Genomic DNA, 18,715 nt, shown 5'->3' with positions numbered 1-18,715 from the left:
AAGCGAAAGTTTTTTTGATAAACTTGAATTAAATTCATATCAAGCAAGTACGCCATGCTGGAAATCCGCCACCTGAAATCCCTGATTGCGATTGCCGAGACCGGCAAGCTGGCTCATGCTGCTGAACGGGTCTTCCTCACACAATCAGCACTTTCACACCAGATACGCGTGCTGGAAAATCATTACGACACCCCCTTGTTCCAGCGCACAGCACACGGCATCCGATTCACGCCGGCTGGAGAGCGTCTGCTGGCCTTGGCCAGGGAAGTGCTGGAAGCGCAGGAAAAAGCCGAGCGTGACCTGATTCGCCTCAAGAGCGATCAATCGGGAGAATTGAGGATAGTGCTGGAATGCCACACCTGCTTTGATTGGCTGACGCCGGTGATGGATGCCTTCCGCCGCGCCTGGCCAGAAGTCGAGCTGGATTTGGTGGCCGGATTCCACAGCGATCCATGGCACTTGCTACATGAAGGCAAGGCCGACCTTGTCATTGGCAGCCTGCCGGAAAAATTACGCGAACTGAGCGCAATTCCGCTATTCAAGTTCGAGATCATGGGCGTATTGCCACCCGAACATGAATTGCGCAACAAACCACGATTGATGGCAGAGGATTTTGCCGGACAAACGCTGATCACCTATCCCGTGCCGGAAGAGCGCATCGACGTTATCCGCCAGGTACTCAAGCCCGCAGGCATTGAATTCACCCGGCGCACCAGCGAGCTTACGATTGCCATCATGCAATTGGTAGCAAGCCGCCGCGGTATCGCGGCACTGCCTAATTGGGGCATACAAAGCTATGTAGATCACGAATATGTGATTGCCAAGCCCATTGGCCGCAAAGGCCTGTGGTCGGAACTACACGCTCTCGGCATGCCGGACATCATGACCCGGCCATACACGCAAGACCTGGCGCGCATCATTCGCGATACCTGCCTGGAAAAACTCAGCGAAATCAAGTTACTCTAAATCGCTTCAGGCATACTCGCTGCCCAATGCTCAACCATAAAATCCAGCATGGAGCGTAATATCAGTGGCATATGGCTACGTGACTGGTAAACCCCATAAATACCCAACGAACGCGGCTGGTAATCTGGCAACAGCACCTCTAGCTCACCTCTGCTGATCGGGCCCGCCGCCGCAAGGACGGGTTGCAAGCTCACCCCTGCCCCGGCAATCGCTGCCGCCAATAGCACTGTTGAATCATTCGCCGTCAGGCTGCCGCTAACAGGCACATGGTATTCCTCGCCTTGGCGCAAAAATGTCCACAGGCTCTTGCCAAAATATGAGTAGGTCAGGCATTGGTGCATAGCCAGGTCTTCCACCGCCTTGGGGGCACCATGGCGAGCGATATAGGCTGGAGCTGCACAAACGACAGAATGGCAAGTGCCCAAAGGCTTGGCAATCAGGCCTGGGGCCAGATCATTGGTAATGCGGATAGCCAGGTCAACCCTATCCTCGACCAGGTTGATGGTGTGATTACTGATCTGCAACTCCACAGCCGCCATTGGGTAACGCTGCAAATAACGCCCCACCAGCGCCGCCAACCCATATTGGGCAATAGATTGCGCACAACTGATACGCAACAAGCCATGCGGCTCATCCCCTGGCTGTTGTGCGAGGTGCATCTCTGCAGTAATCGCCAGCATATCGCGACAACGCAGCAAGATCGCTTGTCCGGCTTCAGTCAGAGTCATCCTGCGCGTGGTGCGGTGCAGCAAGCGCACTCCTGCCCACTCCTCCATTTGGCCCAGATAACGCGTCACCATGGCACGCGACATATCCATGGCCTGCGCGGCAGCCGTCATGCTGCCTTGTTCGGCAATGCACACAAATACTTCTGCAGCGGTAATCCTATCCATGCATAGCCCTTATTTGATCGATTTATGCAACAAACAATTGCATTCTAGGTGATTTTTATCATGAAAGAAAAATCCTATGATGCTGCTCATCATCAGTTAAGGAGTCTGCTATGTGCTTCAAATCCATGTTGTTACTGGCAAGTGTGTTCATGACCGGTATCGTCGGCGAACACGCTGTAGCCGCCGAGCCATTGAAACTAGAGATTTTTAATCCAGGCGAGCAAGGCTTTTTCCCGGTATCGTCAGAATTGATCAGCGGCAAGCACGATATCGTATTGATTGACGCCCAATTCCAGCGCAATCATGCGCAGGAATTGGTCAAGCGCATCCAACAATCCGGCAAGCGCCTGACCACCATTTATATCAGCCACAGCGATCCCGATTACTATTTTGGGCTGGATGTACTGCATGCAGCCTTCCCCAAGGCCAAGGTCATCGCGACTGCACAAACCGTTGCAGCCATCAAGGCAACGAGCCAAGGCAAGAAAGACTACTGGGGGCCTCAACTTGGCGCCAACGCTCCACAATCGTTGGTGCTGCCGGAAGTACTGAAGGGCAACAAAATCGATCTTGAAGGCCAGACGCTGGAAGTTAAAGGCTTGCAAGGTCCTGCGCCAGATCGTAGCTATGTGTGGATTCCGTCGTTGAAGGCTGTCGTCGGTGGCGTCATTTTGTCCAGCGGCATCCACGTCTGGGTAGCCGATACCCAAACTGCCGCCTCCCGCCAGCACTGGCTGAGCACCCTGGATGAGGTTGCGGCACTCAAGCCGAAGACCATCATCCCTGGCCATTACCTTGGCGATGCCCCCACAGGATTAGGTGCGGTTACATTTACACGCGAATACCTGCAAGCTTTCGAGCACGCCGCAGGCAAGAGCAAAAACTCGGCAGAGTTGGTATCAGCCATGAAGCAACAATACCCCTCCCTGGCAGAAGATAGCTCGCTGGAACTGAGTGCCAAAGTGATCAAGGGTGAAATGAAATGGCCAGCGGAATAAGTACGCCACCAGTCGCCACGCTGCACTACATCTATGACCCTTTGTGCGGCTGGTGTTACGCTGCTGCGCCATTGGCGCAAGCAGCAAGCCAGACTCCTGGATTGCTGCTCAGCCTGCACGGTGGCGGCATGTTGAGCGACCATAACCGTCGCCAGATGTCAGCAGCCTGGCGTGATTATGTGCTTCCACACGATAAGCGCATTGCGGCCTTAAGCGGACAAATATTCGGCGAGGCTTATTTCCAAGGCTTGCTGGAAGATGGCAGCGTCATACTGGACTCGACACCGCCTATTACTGCCGTGTTATGCGCACAATCCCTGCAAGGCCTAGGGCTGCTCATGCTTGAGAAGATACAAGCCGCACATTATCAACATGGCATGAAAGTGGCAGAACAGCAGGTGTTGATTGCGCTGGCTACAGAACTAGGCCTGGATGCAACAAAGTTTGCGCAGCGCTTTGCCGAGCTTAGCCCAGCCGCTGCGGCACAACATATTCAGCAAAGCCGCGAATTATTGGCGCAGGTAGGCGGCAATGGCTTTCCTAGTTTCGTGCTCGAACAACCGGGCCAAGCCCTGCAAGTGCTGAACGCCAGTCACCATTTGGGCCAACCAGCCTCGTGGAGCGCTTTCATCGCCGCACAAATAGCACCCCATTTCACCACCACGAAAGACTGATTTTATGATGATCAAGATTAAAAGGCTGGCCACATTAGCAGCATTACTGACTGCCAGCGCAAGCTGGGCGGCTGACACCCCGCCCTTCGTCGGCCACACCTATCTATTCCAGTACGATGGTTTTGCTGCACAAGATAGCTTCATCTCCACCGATACCATACGCTTTGTTGTGACCGAAGGCCCGCTCAAGGGCTTAACGGGAGAGGTCAACTATCAATACCGCGAGATCAGGCCTGGCGCTTACCTGATCTATTGGCAGGAAAAAGATGGTGGCACCGTGACACATCTAGATGATTTCCAGCAGGGAGTATCGCACTCCAACTACACCACACCCAAGCTGGAGTTTTACACCATGAGCGGCAGCATCAAGCAGTTAGATCACCACCAGCATTGATTGCAACGCTAATGTGCTGAACCCGGCAAATAGACTTTACGCCCCTCAGCTGCAGACTGCATGGCAGCGACAATCGCCTGGCAATTGCCATGTGCATCTTCCAGGCTGAGGAATGGCGGCTTGCCGTTCAATACGCAATCGCTGAAATGCTCGATTTCAGCGACAAAATGATTACTCACAGGCAAACGCTCTTCCCAGAAGTGGCCATCCTCTGTCCACCAGGTGATCACCGGCACATCGCCCGCCTGCTGCCACACGGTATGGCACTTGAGGCCGCCCTTGCTGCCTGTGACTTGATATTCCGAGCGACGTGAAGTCTCGAAACTGATGTCAAAATGCCCGTGCTTACCATCGCCAAAATCGAATACGCCGCTAGTCGCAATATCTGCCCCGCTATCCGTATATTTGGCAATCGTCACCACACTTTCAGGCTCGGTACCGAAACAACTGCGCAATGAGTGGATGGCATAAGGGCCAATATCCCACATCGCCCCGCCGCCGCCATCGACATTACGTTCCAGGCGATAAAGCCGTGCGGGCTTCATGAGGAAAGAATAGCTGGCGCGCACGAACTTCACCTCGCCAATCACGCCAGAGCGCAGTAACGCTTGCACGCGTGCGAACTGCGGGTGAAAAGCATACATAAAGCCTTCCATCACTGTCACGCCTTGTTGCTTTGCTGCGCTGGTAATCGCATCGACATCAGCCACAGTCAACGCCAAGGGCTTTTCGATCAGCACATGCTTGCCTTTGGCAATCGCCTTCAATGCCCATTCCGTATGCTCATGGTTGGACATGGGCAGGTAAACTGCCTCAACACGCGCGTCATTCAGCAAGGCTTCGGCATCATCATAAAGATTAACGCCCGCCGTCCCTGGCGCATGCTTTGCAAGCGTTGCTGCAGCTGCTCCTGCACGGCGGCTGCCTATCGCCACCAGCTCAGCATTGGCAGCATCGACAATGGCAGGCAGCAGGCGCTCATTGACGCGCGCTGCGCCCAATATGCCCCAGCGTAGCTTACGTTGCTCACTCATGTGCATTTCTCCTTTAAACAGTTAATTCATGTTGCATCAAGATCACCCGCCACGCTCATGGCTGAGTGCCGGGGAAACCGGGTATCAGCTCGGTATCGACGGTTTGTGCAGCCAACGTGGTGGCCACATGCTGCATCAGGCTTGGTGAGGCATAACCATCAGCTGGTAAAGCGTGCGTCTGCTGGTACACCCGAATGGCAGCCTGGGTATTGGGGCCGGGTAATCCATCGCTGCCACGCGTATCAAAGCCCAGCTCTGTCAGCTGTCGCTGCAAGCGCTTGATCGCATCAATGCTGACTGGCTCCTGCTCTGCCTCGAGCCCACCACTCAATGCCTTGCCTCCCTGTAAACGGCTGGCAAGGTGAGCCACGGTCAAGGCGTAGCTGGTTGATCGGTTCCATTGCATGACAGCATTGAAGTTGTCGAACACCATGAATGCAGGGCCACGCCAGCCTTGCGGCAAAATAATCGCCGCATTGCGGTCTGCCGATGGTAGCCCTTGTCCAATCGCCTGTACTCCCATCGCCTGCCACGCAGCGACCGTGCGTTTCTGGCTAATCACGGCTTGCTGCCAATCAAACCCCTTCGGCAGGCTCACCTCAACGGCAATCGCCTCATCACGTTTCCAGCCAATGGCATTCAAGTAACGCCCGGCGGAATACATGGCATCGGGAATGGATTGCCAGACATTGATCTTGCCATCACCGTCGCCATCCTCGGCATAAGCAAGAAACGTCGAAGGCATAAACTGCATGTGCCCAACCGCTCCAGCCCAGGAGCCCACCATGCTACTCGCAGCAATATGCCCGGCATCAAGGATGCGCAAGGCATCCAGCAACTGGCTACGAAAAAAGGCATGGCGGCGGCCTTCATAAGCCAGTGTGGCCAATGCTTGTGGGGTGGAAAAGTTACCCAGGGTTTGTCCGTAATTGGTCTCCAGCCCCCAGAACGACACCAAAACCGCAGCCGGCACGCCATACTTCTGCTCCACGGCCTGTAACAAAGGCCCTTGCTCCTGCAACAATGCCTGGCCACGAGCAATCTGCTTCGCCGTTACGCGGCGGTTGAGATAAGTCAGAAAAGTCTGCACAAACTCTGGCTGTGATTGATCCAGCTCAATAATACGGTCTATAGGGCGAGCATCGGACAGGGCCGCTTGTAGACTCTGCGCAGAAATACCCTGCGTCTGCGCATCACGGTAGAAATCCTGCAACCACGCATCAAACCCTGGTTCATCGGCATGAGTAGCAAGCGCCCCGCACATCAGGCCAACAGCCAAAAAACTCGCTACTGAACGATGTAATTTCAACAAAACTCTTCTCCATTCATGGCTTGCCACCAGGCTTGTGCTGATGCCTCGTCCATTTATGATCAATATTAACTACGGACCACATCTTCCCAGGTTTTATCCAGGCGTTTGACCGATACCGGAAAGGGCGTTTTCAGCTCCTGGGCAAACAAGGACACGCGCAACTCTTCAATTAGCCATCGATAATCCAGCAAAGCTGGCGGCACTTCATGATTCGCCTTACGCAAGCTTTGCAGGCGCGCCTCCCAGCGATCCCAAACCTGCTGCACGGCCTGCCCACTACGGGTGTCGCGTTCGACACTGCCGGGATACTTCTCCAGGCGCAAACGCATTGCCTTGATGTAGCGCGGCAAATGTTGCAGGGTTTCCCATGGCGTAGCGCTAAAAAAACGCTTGGGCAGCAGGCGCGCAAGCTGGCCCTCCAGCTCCTTCTTGATTCTGGACAGGTTGGCTGGTGCAGCGTTCAACTTTTGTGCGAGCTGGGTGTATTCGACGGCAATCGCCGTAGCGAGCCGCCCTGCCCCGTCCACTACGGCTGGTAGCCTAGTCCGTGCACGGGTCTTGAGCGCCATGAAATCCTGGTTGTTGCGCGGCAAGGCATCTTCGCCAATAAAGGCGCGATCGCTGATCGCAATGAGCATATCCTCGCGCAGTTCATCGGGGTTCATGATGTTGCGCAATTGCAAGGCATATTGGTTGAAGCCGGGCAGGCCTTTTTCCAGTTGCTTCATTTGCTCCTTGAGCTCAAAACGCATCAGGCGGCGCACACCGGCCCGGTGAGATATCTGTGCCGCCAGCTCAGTATCAAACAGCTTGATGGCAACGCTATCGCTGTTGTCTTCCAACGCCGGATAGCCGGTCAATTGGCGGCCATCGCGGCTAAAACTCAAGGTCGGTGGCAAATCGCCAAAATCCCACTGCTTGAGGCCAGATTTCTCGATGCTGGGTGAACTGCTACGGAAGGTTAACTGTGCGGCCTGGCCAAGCTGGGCTTTAAGGGCGTGCCAATCTCGCCCACTACCCAGTTCGCGGTTTTTCTCGTCCACCACACGGAAATTCATATATAGATGTGCATCCAGCGCGTTGGCCTCCCACTCACTGGCGCTGAGTTTAAGCCCAGTGCGCTGCTGAATGAAGCTAGCCATCGCGGGCAGCAATGGTCCTTGCCTGGATGGTGCAGCCTCCAGGAAGCCAGTGACGAAATCAGGCACCGGCACACAAACACGGCGCAATGTCTTGGGCAACGCCTTGATCAGCGCCGTGACTTTTTCGCGGATCATGCCGGGTACCAGCCACTCTGCCTCAACCGGATTTAACTGGTTAAGCAATGCCAGTGGCACGGTCGCCGTGACGCCATCCAGTGCATGGCCTGGCTCGAAGCGATATTTCAACGACAAAGTGACGCCATCCAGTGCCAGGCTTTCCGGGAACTGCACCTCGGTAATGCCTGCAGCGCCGTGACGCATCAAGTGTTCACGCGTGAGGTATAGCAGCTTGGGGCTAGTTTTTTCTGCATCCTCGCGCCACTTCTCGAAACCAGCACCATTCACAATCCCCTCGGGCACCACGCCATCGTAAAAGGCAAACAAGGTGTGCTCGTCCACCAGTACATCCTGCCGACGCGCCTTGTGCTCCAGCTCTTCAATTTCGGCGATCAGGCGACGATTAGCCGCGAAGAATGGCGCACGCGTATCGAACTCCATATTCGCCAGCGCCTCGCGGATAAATATCTCGCGCGCTTCCTGCGGATGAATAGGCCCATAATGCACGCGGCGGCGCGGCACCACAGTCAGGCCGTAGAGACTGACACGCTCCCACGCCACGACTTGCGCAGGCTTGCGATCCCAACGCGGATCGCTGTAATGACTTTGCGTCAGGCCGCGCGCCAATGGCTCTATCCAATCCGGCTCAATTCGCGCGACGCAACGGGCGTAGAGCTTGGTGGTTTCCATCAACTCGGCTGCCATCACCCATTTCGGCCTGGCCTTCTTCAGTGTGGAACCTGGCGCGACATGAAAGCGTATGCCACGCGCACCAAGATAATTGTCTGCCTCACCATCCTTGAAGCCGATATTGCCCAGCAAGCCCGCCAACAAGGCACGGTGCACCTGCTCATAAGAAGCAGGCTCTATATTCAGTTTTAGCTCAAGCTCATCAGCAATCTCTTTCAGTTGCTGATAAAGCTCGCGCCATTCCTTAAGCCGCAGGAATGAAAGGAAATTGCTGTGGCATTTATTGAGCAAATCCTTGTTGGATTTCTTGCTCTTGAACGCCTCCTCGTACCATTCCCACAGCTTGATGAAGCCGAGAAAATCGGAATGCTCGACATTGAACTTGGCATGCGCCTGATCGGCGGCTTCACGCTTATCCATTGGCCGCTCGCGCGGATCCTGGATCGCCAATGCACTGGCAATGATGAGGATTTCCTTTACACACCCCTGCTTCTTTGCTTCCAGGATCATGCGCGAAACGCGCGGGTCCAGCGGCAAGCGCGCCAATTGGCGACCTGTCTCAGTAATATTCTGTTCCGCATCCACCGCGCCCAACTCCTGCAAGAGTTGGTAGCCATCGGCGATCAAGCGCGAGCTAGGCGCCTCAATAAATGGAAACTCCTGCACCTGGCCCAGCTTGAGCGCCGCCATACGCAAAATAACCGCGGCCAGCGATGAGCGCAGGATTTCAGGGTCGGTAAACTCAGGGCGATTATTAAAATCCGCCTCGTCATAAAGCCGGATACAAATACCATTGGAAACCCGGCCACAACGGCCTGCACGCTGCCGCGCCGCCGCCTGGGAGATTTTCTCAATCTGCAACTGCTCGACCTTGGCCCGGGCGCTATAGCGATTAACTCGCGCCAAGCCGGTGTCTATCACGTACTTGATGCCAGGCACGGTCAGCGAAGTTTCTGCCACATTGGTGGCCAACACCACGCGTCGCCCGCCACTGGAGCGGAATACTTTCTGCTGGTCTTCTATCGACAAGCGTGCGAATAAGGGTAATATCTCCACATGGCGCAGGTGCTTGTTGAGGTAATCTGCCGTGTCACGAATCTCGCGCTCCCCCGGCAGGAACACCAGAATATCGCCGCCACCCAAGCGGGAAAGCTGCTCCACGGAATCAAGGATCGCCTCTTCCATGGCCTCTTCGGCATCATCTTCTTCCAGCCACTTGGCCTCTGCACGCGGCTTGCGCTGAATGCCCATGATGTCCTGGCCCAGCAACTCCACATCCTCATCGTTATCGAGCTGGATAGAGGAGTCAATGTTGAACGTCTTACGCTTGATGCCAATATCCAGGATATCGTCTTGCGCTGCATCTTCCTGCACCTTGACTACCGGCACAGGCGCTGCAACGGGCTTGGGCGGCGCAATCACCATCCGGCGACTACCCAAGGGACGGTAACGGATTTCCACCGGATAAGTTCGTCCAGAAACCTCAATCACTGGCGCGCCATTGAAATGCTGGGAAAAACGCTCGGCATCAATCGTCGCAGACGTCACGATGACTTTAAGGTCTGGCCTGCGCGGCAATAATTGTTTGAGATAGCCAAGCAGGAAATCGATATTCAGGCTACGCTCGTGCGCTTCATCGATGATGATGGTGTCGTAGGCGTTGAGAAAGCGGTCGCCCTGCGTTTCCGCCAACAAGATACCGTCTGTCATCAGCTTGATATAACTGGATTCCGACAGGCGGTCGTTAAAACGCACCTTGTAACCCACCGCCTCGCCCAGCGGAGACTTCAACTCCTGCGCAATGCGCGAAGCCACCGAACGTGCAGCAATTCGCCGAGGTTGGGTATGCCCGATTAAGCCTGCTACACCACGACCCAGTTCCAGGCAGATTTTCGGCAACTGCGTGGTCTTACCAGACCCAGTCTCACCGCTGACAATCACCACCTGATGCTTGGCAATCGCTTGCGCAATTTCATCCTTGCGCCCACTGACGGGTAACTCTAATGGATATTCGGGCTTGGGCAACTGCTCTTGCCTCAGTTTGAGCCGGTTAACCGAAGCCTGAATTTTCATGGCAACTTCGGCCAGAGAGTGGTCGATGGGCTTTTGTTGCGCCACCATGGCATCCAGCTGCTGCAAGCGACGCCTGAACACAAACTGATCTTGCAACATGCACTCGGGAATTTGCGCCTTGAGACGTTGCAACAACTGGCGCTCTGAAACGGGATTAGAAGTACTCATAGATAGGGATGGATTTTAGCATGGCTACTCCTTGCCTTCGCGCATCAGCAGAGCATCACTGCTATTTTTGCCTGCGCTGAATACCCATGCACCCCATCCCGCATACCTAGGCAGGGCGAACTCTAGCTGACCAGCCCTGGTTCCTATAGCGTAAGGCAGGCGAGCATTGCGGCGCATGCTAAGATAGCAGGATGGAATTTGATCAATTAAAGCTGGTAGGCGGACTCAGTGCTTTTTTCCTGCTATTCGGGTTGGGCTGCTGGTTGTTGCTGCAAACTGCCACCATGGGTGACAACCCGGGAGATCAGGATTTTTTTGGTGAGGTGTGTTCGGTAATCGACAATACCCGCACCAATACTAGCCCCTGCGCTGCCTGCGTAGCACTTTCCCACCAATTGATCTCGCAAGCATCCTTGATCGGCCCATGGACTTACGGGCTTCCCAGCATCAATGCCAACTTTGAATCGTCTATGACAGGAGCACAATAATGAAATACATCTGGTCAGGCCTGCTATTGCTTTGCAGCTTGCAAGTACAGGCAGAAATTACTGTTGTGGAGCCATGGGTGCGCACTACTGCGCCAGGGCAAAAAGTCGCTGCGGGCTATGTACGGATTGTTTCTGACAAGGATGTTGTTCTGGTCTCGGCGAACTCAAGCTTTGCAGACAAGGTCGAACTGCATGAAATGACGGTAGAGAATGGCGTCATGAAGATGCGCCCGATCAAGCAACTGGAGCTCAAGGCCAATACCCCTGTAGAGTTAAAGCCCGGCGGCCTCCACCTGATGCTGCTTGGCATCAAGAGCCCGGTCAAAACCGGGGATACGATTCCATTGAATTTGGTATTTGAGGATAAGAAGGCCAGCCAGGATAACGTGGCTATCACGTTTAACGGACGTGATATTACGCATCAGGAAATGGGACACCACGCTCACTAAACTATCCCCCCAGGAGAGCACGATTGATTGCCAAGTTTATACAAGGCCTAAGCCAGCAAACCCTGCACCGGCTTCAATGCTTGCGCCAGTTGTTGGTGCAATCAGTATTGTCATGGTTTTCACACCGCGCCACTAGCAAGGGGGCTGCGCTCGCCTTTTACACCATGTTTTCGCTCACGCCCATCCTAGTGCTAGTGATTGCGATTGCGGGGTATTTCCTTGGTGAGCGCGCCGCTCACGGCGAAATCGTGGCACAAATTTCTGACCTGGTAGGCGAAAGTGGTGCACAGGTCATCCAGAATATGTTGGCAAAATCCAGCAATCCAAAGTCTGGCATTATTGCCACTCTGATTGCTTCCGCTCTGCTCTTTGTAGGTGCAACTACCGTATTTGCCGAACTCAAGGCCAGCCTGGATGAAGTCTGGGAAACCACCAAGGTCAAGGCACAGGGCGGCAAGCAAGCGATCGGCAACCTGATCAAGACTCGCCTGCTCTCCTTCAGCATTATCATTTCATTGGCATTTCTGCTGCTGACATCATTGCTGGTGAATGCAGGCCTGGCGCTTATCGAACAATTTTTTGCTGATTTTGTCGGCCGCTTCATCACGACGATTGGTGTATTCAAGCATATTTCTGCATTGGTGAGTTTTGGCGTGATTACTTCTATGTTTGCCGTCATTTTCAAGATGCTTCCTGACGTCAAGCTGCCGTGGTCAGACGTATGGGTAGGCGCGGCTTTTACCGCCATCCTGTTCAGCCTGGGCAAGACATTAATCGGCCTTTACCTTGGCAATAGTGCTGTCGCATCCAGCTTTGGCGCAGCAGGCTCCTTGATCGCCCTGCTGTTGTGGGTCTACTACTCTGCACAGATTTTCTTCTTTGGTGCGGAAATCACGCGGCAATATGCACTGACTTTTGGCAGCTTGCAAAACATCCCCAGCGACCAGTTACCGCGTAAATAAGCTAGGCTTCGTTCTAGCAACCTGCAACTGCACGAATGAACCTGCCTGGCAGCCCAACACTTAAGCAATAAAGCGGTGCCGCAAATCCTGTAGATTCAGCTCGTCAAGAATGTGCTCCAGCCGGGTCTGGGCATTGCGCCGCGGGCTGTTCTTGTAACGGGCAATGATCAGCTCATTTTTCATGGAGTGCTCCCACCCTACCAGCTCAGTCACCGTGACTTGGTAACCATGTGCTTCCAGCTGTAAGCAACGCAATACGTTAGTGATCTGGCTACCGAATTCGCGGGTGTGGATGGGGTGACGCCAGATTTCAGACAATGGCGTCTTGGCGAAAGACTCATTCTTGTGTCGGCGCAATACTTCAGCCACCTCGGCTTGGCAACATGGCACCAAGACCATGAACTGCGCCTTTTTCTCCAAGCCAAAGCGTATGGCATCATCCGTCGCGGTGTTGCAGGCATGCAAGGCAGTGACAATATCCACCTGGTCCGGCAAGGTGTTGGAGGTAATCGCCTCCTCCACGCTCAAATGCAGGAAATCCATGCGACTGAATCCCAGCTTGTCAGCCAGTGTGCGGGATTTTTCTACCAGCTCTCCACGAGTTTCTATACCGGCGATGCGGCCTGCTGACTGTTGCTTGATGAACAAGTCATAGAGAATAAAACCCAAATAAGACTTGCCTGCACCGTGGTCAACCAACAAGGGGTTGGCATTATTCTCCATCACCTCCTGCAACAAGGGCTCAATGAAGTGATAGAGGTGATACACCTGCTTGAGCTTGCGCCGTGTATCTTGGTTGAGCTTGCCATCCCGCGTGAGGATATGCAGCTCCTTGAGTAGTTCTAGGGATTGCTGGGGCTTGATTTCTGGGATGAGCGTCATGCCAGTATTCTAGCATTACGCTCATTCTCTCAGGCATCCCGCAGACCTTTAGGCGACAAGCACCTCAATTGACCCCATGTTCATGGTGATCACCATGATCGTGATGATGCACATGCACACCCGGCGCGTCCTTGGCTTCTGCCAACCAGGCCACCGCCTGCTTGTCATGCTCCATGTCGCCGATATCAACGAAATCTACATGCTGGTATTCCTGCAATTGCTTGGCCGTGGTTTTCTGCACTGGCAGCTTGCCCTGATAGCGTTCCACCAGCTTTACGGTCACTATCTGTTTTGGATAGCGGTATTCCACCTGCAGCGGAATCTGCAAGGCAGGGATCCAGGTCAGCTCTGTTGCCACCCCATTTAATGTGCCGCGATAAATCTCGGTGGCCATCTTTTCATAAGGCTTGCCAGGTGTTTTCTCCATGCTGGCCAGCTCGCTGCTTGTAACCAGCTTTGCCAGCGCCTGCCACTTGCTTTCGCTAGCGCCTATCCCCAACAAACGCAGATCAATGGAGGTGTAATCAATCGCCCGTTGTTGACCATGCATCAGATAGACATAGTCCAAGGTGTCATCCTGCCACTGCCAAAGATCGCTGCGCTTGGCGTTGACATCGCGGAGCTCGACCTGGTTTGCGCCACGCAGCATCAGCCATTCACGCTTGATGGAGTGCTTACATGGCAACTCGCACTGCGAGGTTTCAAATCGCGCATCCAGGTCAGGCAAGGTTTCTGCCACAGCAAAGCCAGGCAACAGGGAAAGCAGCAATATCGCGCTATATTTCATGTTGTTTTGCATTATTCACACTCTCACAGACTAAAAAGTAAAATGGATGGAATGGCCTAGGCCATTCCATCCGTCGTCAATCACACCAAATCAATCCAGTGCATTAGAAGCCAAAGGCATCCTTCATCACGTGGAAGATATAGCTTTGTTCCTGGATACCCTGGAACAGGTGAGCCTTAGGACCACCTGCGAAGATTTCAACTTCTTCAGCAGCGTGAGTTTCTGAATCCAATGGCACTGTCACTTCCTGGTGGAAATCAGGATCACTGGTGTCCACATTGGTCATGTCGGCAATACGACCACTACGTGCTGGGAAGTTATAAACAGTTTCACCAGGTACGTTAGGGTAGTAACCTTTACCGTTGGCATAGGAGATGGTGGTGTAAGGGTTGCCATCGGTTGCCTTGCTCAGGCGACCATCAACAGCTACCTTGCCCAAGATAGGATTGCCACGCTCTGGGTAACCACCAATCGTCATGGTATGGCTGTGGTCAGCTGTCACAATCACCAACGTGTCATTGAGATCAACCTTTTCCAGTGTCTTCTTCACAGCGTCAGACAAGGCAATGGTGTCAGTCAGGGCACGGTAAGCATTGTTGGCATGGTGACCGTGGTCGATACGACCAGCTTCCACCATCAGGAAGAAGCCCTTAGGATTTTTCTTCAGGATGTCGATGGCCTTGCCAGTCAGCTCTGCCAAGGATGGTTCCTTGCCAGTGTCGTTCGGGCGGTCATGCTCGTATTGCATGTGGGAACGCTCGAACAAGCCCAGCAAACGGTTAGTGTTAGCGGGATTGATCGCATCGAATTGCGCCTGATTCCAGACAAACTTGCCACCGAATTTGTTCACGTATTCGTCAACCAAGTTACGGCCATCACGGCGGTCACCCTTACGGCCTGCGTTTTCAGGATCATTCACTGTGTTAGGCAGGAAGCGGCTACGGCCACCACCCAGCACAACTTCGATACCATCACCAATGCCACCTTGGCCAAAATTGTCGATCAGCTGGGAAGCAATATCCTTGACATCAGCACCCGCAGGCACGTTGTTGTCAGACTCCCAATCACGTGCAGAAGTATGGGCATAAGTAGCGGCAGGTGTTGCATGGGTAATACGTGCTGTGGAAACCACGCCTGTAGCACGGCCATTTTGCTCAGCCAATTCCAGGATAGTCGCCAACTTGGCAGCTTGCACCTTGCTGTTGTCACGCTCGCCGTTCTCAACACGTTGATCAACAGAGATCACGCCATCATTCGTCTTCACGCCAGTGACCATAGCAGTCATGGTAGGAGCAGAATCAGACGTCTGCTGGTTAGCAGAATATGTCTTGGAGAGCGCCAGGTAAGGCAGCTTCTCGAAAGCCAGCTTGTTGCGCTCGCCATCACGGCCTTGCAACTGACCCTCCAGGATACGTGCAGCAGTCACAGTGGAAACACCCATACCATCACCCACGAACAGAATCACGTTCTTGGCCTTGCGGTTGTTGGGGTAAAGCTTCTTGGCTGCAGCCAAGGCTTCTTGTCCATCCTGCAACCAAGTGTTGGCATCTTCTGCCATCGCCTGACCACTCAGTGCCATCATTACCGCCAGGGCGGATACCTTCATTGTTACCTTTTTCATTTTATGCACTCCCATTTGTAGTTAAACAGTTTTACGACGACGCAATGCCAAGCCCAAGACACCCAAGCCAGCCAATAACATGGCGTAGGTATCAGCTTCAGGTACGGCTGCGATATTCAGGCTGACGTTATCCAGGCCCACTTGCAGCGCACCTTGGTTGCTCACGGAAGCAAAGCGCAAGGTGTAATCACCACCAGCAGCTAGGATGTCAGTCACATCAAAGCTGTAATCCACGTAGCGGTTGACGTTATCAGTACCATCGAAACGGCGACCATTGGCTCCGCCCAGATAATAAGTACCGATGATGTCAGTAGCATGAACCGAGAAAGGATCGGCGCTGGCACGCAAGATATCGACGCGTACGTGCTGGTTGGCGGCGTAGCTGCCACCAGTGGTTGCATCCAAGCCAGCTTGGTTGATATAGACGATGCCGTTATCGCTCTGGTCATTCACGAACATCTGGAAAGACAACACAGCAGAAGTCACAGCGCTGATGGAGAAGTTCTGGTACAACACTTGACTACTGGCGAAGGAAGAATCGAGGAAGCCATAGTATTGGCCACTGGCAGCACCGACAGTCTTGTAACCGCTGGCGTAGGACTCTGTGGCATCAGTCGCCAGCACGGAACCTGAAATGCCGTGTTCAGCCACTTGCCAGCCTTGCGGGTTGTAGCTTTCAGCTGCATCAGCCTCAAAGCCACCATTTATAATCACTTCCTGCGCAAACGCAGGCACAGAAAACAGCACGGAACCAGCCAAGGCCAGCGCTACGCCATGTTTTTGAAACATCATGGTAATTCCCCTTTAACGAGAGTAGAAAACGATTCGGGGGCCATACTAGGAAGCGCTTGTGTTAGGTATATGTATGCAAAATAGTCCTAATGGACTACTCAGAGATATTGCAACAACCTCATTTGTGCAACAAAGATGCAAAATAAGGCAGGGATAGCAAGCGGGATGCTAAAATGACAGCCTGAGTCGGCTTGATCCGTGAACACACGCAAAAAAAGCGATTCTTTTTATCAACGCATTCCACATAGAGCACCTCATCATGGCAATTCAATGGTTCCCCGGACACATGACCTCCGCACGCAAGAAAGCGGAAGAAACCATGGAGTTCACCGATATCGTGATTGAAGTGCTGGATGCGCGCGTACCAGAGGCCAGCCATAACCCCATGATTGAGGACTTGCGCCTCTACCGTCAGCGCCCTAGCCTGAAAATCCTCAACAAGGCCGACTTGGCTGACCCAGCAGCCACCCAGGCCTGGCTCAACCATTTCAATCGCCAGGATGGTGTCAAGGCCGTGGCGCTTTCCTGCAAGAAGCCAGGCGATGCAAAGAAAATCCCCGGCCTCTGCCGTAGCCTGGCACCACACCGCGGAACGAACCTCAAGCCATTGCGCATGATGATCATGGGTATCCCCAACGTCGGAAAATCTACCCTCATGAACGCCCTACTCAACCGCAGGATTGCCAAGGTAGGCGACGAGCCTGCTGTCACCAAGAGCCAGCAGCGCTTTGAGCTCAGCCCGCAACTCACGATTACCGACACGCCCGGCATGATGTGGCCCAAGATCAAATATGAAAGCGATGGCTACATGCTCGCTGCCAGCCATGCCATAGGCCGCAACGCCGTGATTGACGAAGAAGTGGCTGAATTCCTGGCTGGCATCCTGCTACAACGCTACCCAGCCCTGCTACAAGCGCGCTATAAAACCGATGTGAGCAATATGGATGCGATTGACCTGCTGGAAGCGGTTGGCAAGCGCCGTGGCTACCGCTTGAAAGGCGGCGAGCTGGACATGGAAAAAACCGCCATGGCATTTCTGGTGGATTACCGTTCGGGCACGCTGGGCCGCATCAGCCTGGAAACGCCTGATTCTCGTGCGGTCATGATGGAAGAAGCACAACAACTGGCACTCATCGCAGAAGAAAATACTGAAGAAGATCAATCCCCTGATTAATGGATTGATAATTTTCATTTTTATCACTTTTGAAAATTAATTATTGATTCATATAATTACCAACAAAAACCTCTCGTAAAACCTCAGCTTATTAGTCCAAACGTATCAGCCACAACAGACTATTGAGCCCCTCCTCATGCCAGCAGTAGCATGTAATTGCTGTGAATAAAAACAATTAATTCAATTGATTGATTCAACTGCTATGAGGAGTATCACATGAGTATTTCCAAATTATTGGCGACTACCGCCACTGGCGTCCTACTGGCTACTTCCGCTTCTGCATTCGCGGCAGATACCGTCTATGGTAAGGACTTCGGCAATGGTTCGAGCCACACCACTGCCATCAATGGTACCGATGTCACGTTTAGCGCTAAGACAGGCAACAACAAGAATAAGCTGATTGAAGGTAAATTCAGCTATAAACCCGCTCAAGATGGATATCAGGGTGTAGGTGTATCCCCGCTGAAGGGCTCAGATGTCACGGTAGGCGAAATCGACAAGAACGAGTGGATTTTTGCCGAATTTAATGACTCACGCGTGATCAGCAACCTGACTTTAGGCCTGCTGTTCGATGGGCCGGAATATGGTGACAGCAAGGAGAAGGCATTCATCACCGTCACCTATTTTGATGACACCACCAAGGAATTCAAGCTACAGGCACAAGGGGAAACTACTGCATTGTGGACTGGTGGATTCGGTACAGTCAGCAACCTTAGTCCCGCTTCTGATGGCTTAGGTGGTGTATGGAGTATCGACAATCCATTTGGCGACAATGCAGTCAAATCATTTGTCCTGACCTCTCATGCGGATAAATCAGATTTCACTTTATATAGCGTGACCGCAGTACCTGAGCCAGAATCCTACGCCATGCTGGCACTTGGTCTTGGCTTGGTCGGTTTCATGGCACGCCGCCGCGACAGGAGCAATCTGTACGTCTGATTTATTCACTCGATTGCCAAGCAGGCAATTTACAGCCTCACCATCTAGGGTGAGGCTTTTTTTACGCGCTTCATCATATTTCCCTGCTAGCCTCAAACACCTCACTCACGATAAAATCCAGCCTGATGTTGTTACACGCTTGTAGCAGCCCTTTCTGATT

17 protein-coding genes are annotated in these 18,715 nt (G+C 53.4%); 9 read left to right on the top strand and 8 right to left on the bottom strand.

The features are described 5' to 3' along the window. Positions 1–54 precede the first annotated feature (54 nt). Positions 55–966: a LysR family transcriptional regulator gene (locus ACIKP9_RS01935; RefSeq protein ID WP_400878575.1), complete on the top strand. Its 912-nt coding sequence runs from the start codon at positions 55–57 to the stop codon at positions 964–966. Here ACIKP9_RS01935 and ACIKP9_RS01930 read toward each other — a convergent pair. Further along, positions 963–1,859 carry a LysR family transcriptional regulator gene (locus tag ACIKP9_RS01930; protein WP_400878572.1) on the bottom strand — a complete coding sequence of 299 codons (897 nt, stop codon included), beginning with the start codon at positions 1,857–1,859 and terminating at the stop codon, positions 963–965. The two genes, ACIKP9_RS01935 and ACIKP9_RS01930, sit on opposite strands and share 4 nt — an antisense overlap. 110 nt (positions 1,860–1,969) lie before the next feature. Here ACIKP9_RS01930 and ACIKP9_RS01925 point away from each other — a divergent pair, with 110 nt between their 5' ends. From ACIKP9_RS01925 to ACIKP9_RS01915, 3 genes are read left to right on the top strand one after another with little or no spacing between them, the layout of a single operon-like run. Next, positions 1,970–2,857 carry an MBL fold metallo-hydrolase gene (locus ACIKP9_RS01925; RefSeq protein ID WP_400878570.1) on the top strand — a complete coding sequence of 296 codons (888 nt, stop codon included), beginning with the start codon at positions 1,970–1,972 and terminating at the stop codon, positions 2,855–2,857. After that, positions 2,842–3,531, top strand: coding sequence for a DsbA family protein (locus ACIKP9_RS01920; RefSeq protein ID WP_400878567.1), 690 nt, complete (start codon positions 2,842–2,844; stop codon positions 3,529–3,531). Before ACIKP9_RS01925 ends, ACIKP9_RS01920 begins: the two co-directional genes overlap by 16 nt. 4 nt (positions 3,532–3,535) lie before the next feature. After that, positions 3,536–3,925 carry a MoaF-related domain-containing protein gene (locus ACIKP9_RS01915; RefSeq protein ID WP_400878564.1) on the top strand — a complete coding sequence of 130 codons (390 nt, stop codon included), beginning with the start codon at positions 3,536–3,538 and terminating at the stop codon, positions 3,923–3,925. An 8-nt stretch (positions 3,926–3,933) separates the two neighbouring features. Here ACIKP9_RS01915 and ACIKP9_RS01910 read toward each other — a convergent pair whose 3' ends face one another. The 3 genes from ACIKP9_RS01910 to hrpA all read right to left on the bottom strand — a co-directional run bounded on the left by ACIKP9_RS01910 (position 3,934) and on the right by hrpA (position 10,392). Then, entirely contained in the window at positions 3,934–4,959 is a 1,026-nt protein-coding gene (locus ACIKP9_RS01910) for a Gfo/Idh/MocA family protein (protein WP_400878561.1), read from the bottom strand. 55 nt (positions 4,960–5,014) lie between these two features. After that, the gene (locus ACIKP9_RS01905; protein ID WP_400878558.1) at positions 5,015–6,271 is read right to left on the bottom strand and encodes a lytic murein transglycosylase; all 1,257 of its coding nucleotides are present in this window, start codon (positions 6,269–6,271) and stop codon (positions 5,015–5,017) included. A 65-nt stretch (positions 6,272–6,336) separates the two neighbouring features. Then, positions 6,337–10,392: an ATP-dependent RNA helicase HrpA gene (hrpA, locus tag ACIKP9_RS01900; protein ID WP_400881826.1), complete on the bottom strand. Its 4,056-nt coding sequence runs from the start codon at positions 10,390–10,392 to the stop codon at positions 6,337–6,339. 260 nt (positions 10,393–10,652) lie between these two features. On the opposite strand from hrpA, the gene ACIKP9_RS01895 reads away from it, so the two are divergent. The 3 genes from ACIKP9_RS01895 to ACIKP9_RS01885 are packed head-to-tail and all read left to right on the top strand — an operon-like array spanning position 10,653 to position 12,360. Further along, positions 10,653–10,949 carry a hypothetical protein gene (locus ACIKP9_RS01895; protein ID WP_400878555.1) on the top strand — a complete coding sequence of 99 codons (297 nt, stop codon included), beginning with the start codon at positions 10,653–10,655 and terminating at the stop codon, positions 10,947–10,949. After that, positions 10,949–11,398, top strand: a complete 450-nt coding sequence (locus tag ACIKP9_RS01890; RefSeq protein WP_400878553.1) for a copper chaperone PCu(A)C — start codon at positions 10,949–10,951, stop codon at positions 11,396–11,398. The genes ACIKP9_RS01895 and ACIKP9_RS01890 overlap by 1 nt, the downstream gene beginning before the upstream one ends. A gap of 23 nt (positions 11,399–11,421) precedes the next feature. After that, positions 11,422–12,360: a YihY/virulence factor BrkB family protein gene (locus ACIKP9_RS01885; protein WP_400878550.1), complete on the top strand. Its 939-nt coding sequence runs from the start codon at positions 11,422–11,424 to the stop codon at positions 12,358–12,360. A gap of 60 nt (positions 12,361–12,420) precedes the next feature. On the opposite strand, the gene ACIKP9_RS01880 is transcribed toward ACIKP9_RS01885, so the two are convergent. The 4 genes from ACIKP9_RS01880 to ACIKP9_RS01865 all read right to left on the bottom strand — a co-directional run bounded on the left by ACIKP9_RS01880 (position 12,421) and on the right by ACIKP9_RS01865 (position 16,442). After that, a complete protein-coding gene (locus ACIKP9_RS01880) occupies positions 12,421–13,242 on the bottom strand; it encodes a class I SAM-dependent methyltransferase (protein WP_400878548.1) in 822 nt (273 codons plus the stop codon). A 64-nt stretch (positions 13,243–13,306) separates the two neighbouring features. After that, the gene (locus ACIKP9_RS01875) at positions 13,307–14,029 is read right to left on the bottom strand and encodes a hypothetical protein (protein WP_400878545.1); all 723 of its coding nucleotides are present in this window, start codon (positions 14,027–14,029) and stop codon (positions 13,307–13,309) included. Between the two features lie 103 nt (positions 14,030–14,132). Further along, positions 14,133–15,650, bottom strand: a complete 1,518-nt coding sequence (locus ACIKP9_RS01870; RefSeq protein ID WP_400878543.1) for an alkaline phosphatase — start codon at positions 15,648–15,650, stop codon at positions 14,133–14,135. A gap of 21 nt (positions 15,651–15,671) precedes the next feature. Next, the gene (locus ACIKP9_RS01865; RefSeq protein WP_400878540.1) at positions 15,672–16,442 is read right to left on the bottom strand and encodes a PEP-CTERM sorting domain-containing protein; all 771 of its coding nucleotides are present in this window, start codon (positions 16,440–16,442) and stop codon (positions 15,672–15,674) included. 259 nt (positions 16,443–16,701) lie between these two features. On the opposite strand from ACIKP9_RS01865, the gene ylqF reads away from it, so the two are divergent. Next, complete coding sequence (gene ylqF / locus ACIKP9_RS01860) at positions 16,702–17,616, top strand: ribosome biogenesis GTPase YlqF (RefSeq protein WP_400878537.1); 915 nt, start codon at positions 16,702–16,704, stop codon at positions 17,614–17,616. A gap of 216 nt (positions 17,617–17,832) precedes the next feature. After that, positions 17,833–18,555 carry a PEP-CTERM sorting domain-containing protein gene (locus ACIKP9_RS01855; protein WP_400878534.1) on the top strand — a complete coding sequence of 241 codons (723 nt, stop codon included), beginning with the start codon at positions 17,833–17,835 and terminating at the stop codon, positions 18,553–18,555. Positions 18,556–18,715 lie beyond the last annotated feature (160 nt).

Origin of the sequence: Methylobacillus methanolivorans, from assembly GCF_044751345.1 — a bacterium.
Classification (GTDB): Bacteria; Pseudomonadota; Gammaproteobacteria; order Burkholderiales; family Methylophilaceae; genus Methylobacillus; species Methylobacillus methanolivorans.
Note: the sequence above shows the minus strand (reverse complement) of the source record. Positions and strands in the feature narration are given on the sequence as shown.

Excerpts from the sequence above, each read along its gene's own strand:
- ACIKP9_RS01875 (WP_400878545.1), bottom strand. The coding sequence starts at position 14,029 with ATGAAATATAGCGCGATATTGCTGCTTTCCCTGTTGCCTGGCTTTGCT.
- ACIKP9_RS01865 (WP_400878540.1), bottom strand. The coding sequence starts at position 16,442 with ATGATGTTTCAAAAACATGGCGTAGCGCTGGCCTTGGCTGGTTCCGTG.
- ACIKP9_RS01870 (WP_400878543.1), bottom strand. The coding sequence starts at position 15,650 with ATGAAAAAGGTAACAATGAAGGTATCCGCCCTGGCGGTAATGATGGCA.
- ACIKP9_RS01915 (WP_400878564.1), top strand. The coding sequence starts at position 3,536 with ATGATGATCAAGATTAAAAGGCTGGCCACATTAGCAGCATTACTGACT.
- ACIKP9_RS01895 (WP_400878555.1), top strand. The coding sequence starts at position 10,653 with ATGGAATTTGATCAATTAAAGCTGGTAGGCGGACTCAGTGCTTTTTTC.
- ACIKP9_RS01880 (WP_400878548.1), bottom strand. The coding sequence starts at position 13,242 with ATGACGCTCATCCCAGAAATCAAGCCCCAGCAATCCCTAGAACTACTC.
- ylqF (WP_400878537.1), top strand. The coding sequence starts at position 16,702 with ATGGCAATTCAATGGTTCCCCGGACACATGACCTCCGCACGCAAGAAA.
- ACIKP9_RS01890 (WP_400878553.1), top strand. The coding sequence starts at position 10,949 with ATGAAATACATCTGGTCAGGCCTGCTATTGCTTTGCAGCTTGCAAGTA.
- ACIKP9_RS01920 (WP_400878567.1), top strand. The coding sequence starts at position 2,842 with ATGGCCAGCGGAATAAGTACGCCACCAGTCGCCACGCTGCACTACATC.
- ACIKP9_RS01935 (WP_400878575.1), top strand. The coding sequence starts at position 55 with ATGCTGGAAATCCGCCACCTGAAATCCCTGATTGCGATTGCCGAGACC.
- hrpA (WP_400881826.1), bottom strand. The coding sequence starts at position 10,392 with ATGTTGCAAGATCAGTTTGTGTTCAGGCGTCGCTTGCAGCAGCTGGAT.
- ACIKP9_RS01910 (WP_400878561.1), bottom strand. The coding sequence starts at position 4,959 with ATGAGTGAGCAACGTAAGCTACGCTGGGGCATATTGGGCGCAGCGCGC.
- ACIKP9_RS01855 (WP_400878534.1), top strand. The coding sequence starts at position 17,833 with ATGAGTATTTCCAAATTATTGGCGACTACCGCCACTGGCGTCCTACTG.
- ACIKP9_RS01930 (WP_400878572.1), bottom strand. The coding sequence starts at position 1,859 with ATGGATAGGATTACCGCTGCAGAAGTATTTGTGTGCATTGCCGAACAA.
- ACIKP9_RS01925 (WP_400878570.1), top strand. The coding sequence starts at position 1,970 with ATGTGCTTCAAATCCATGTTGTTACTGGCAAGTGTGTTCATGACCGGT.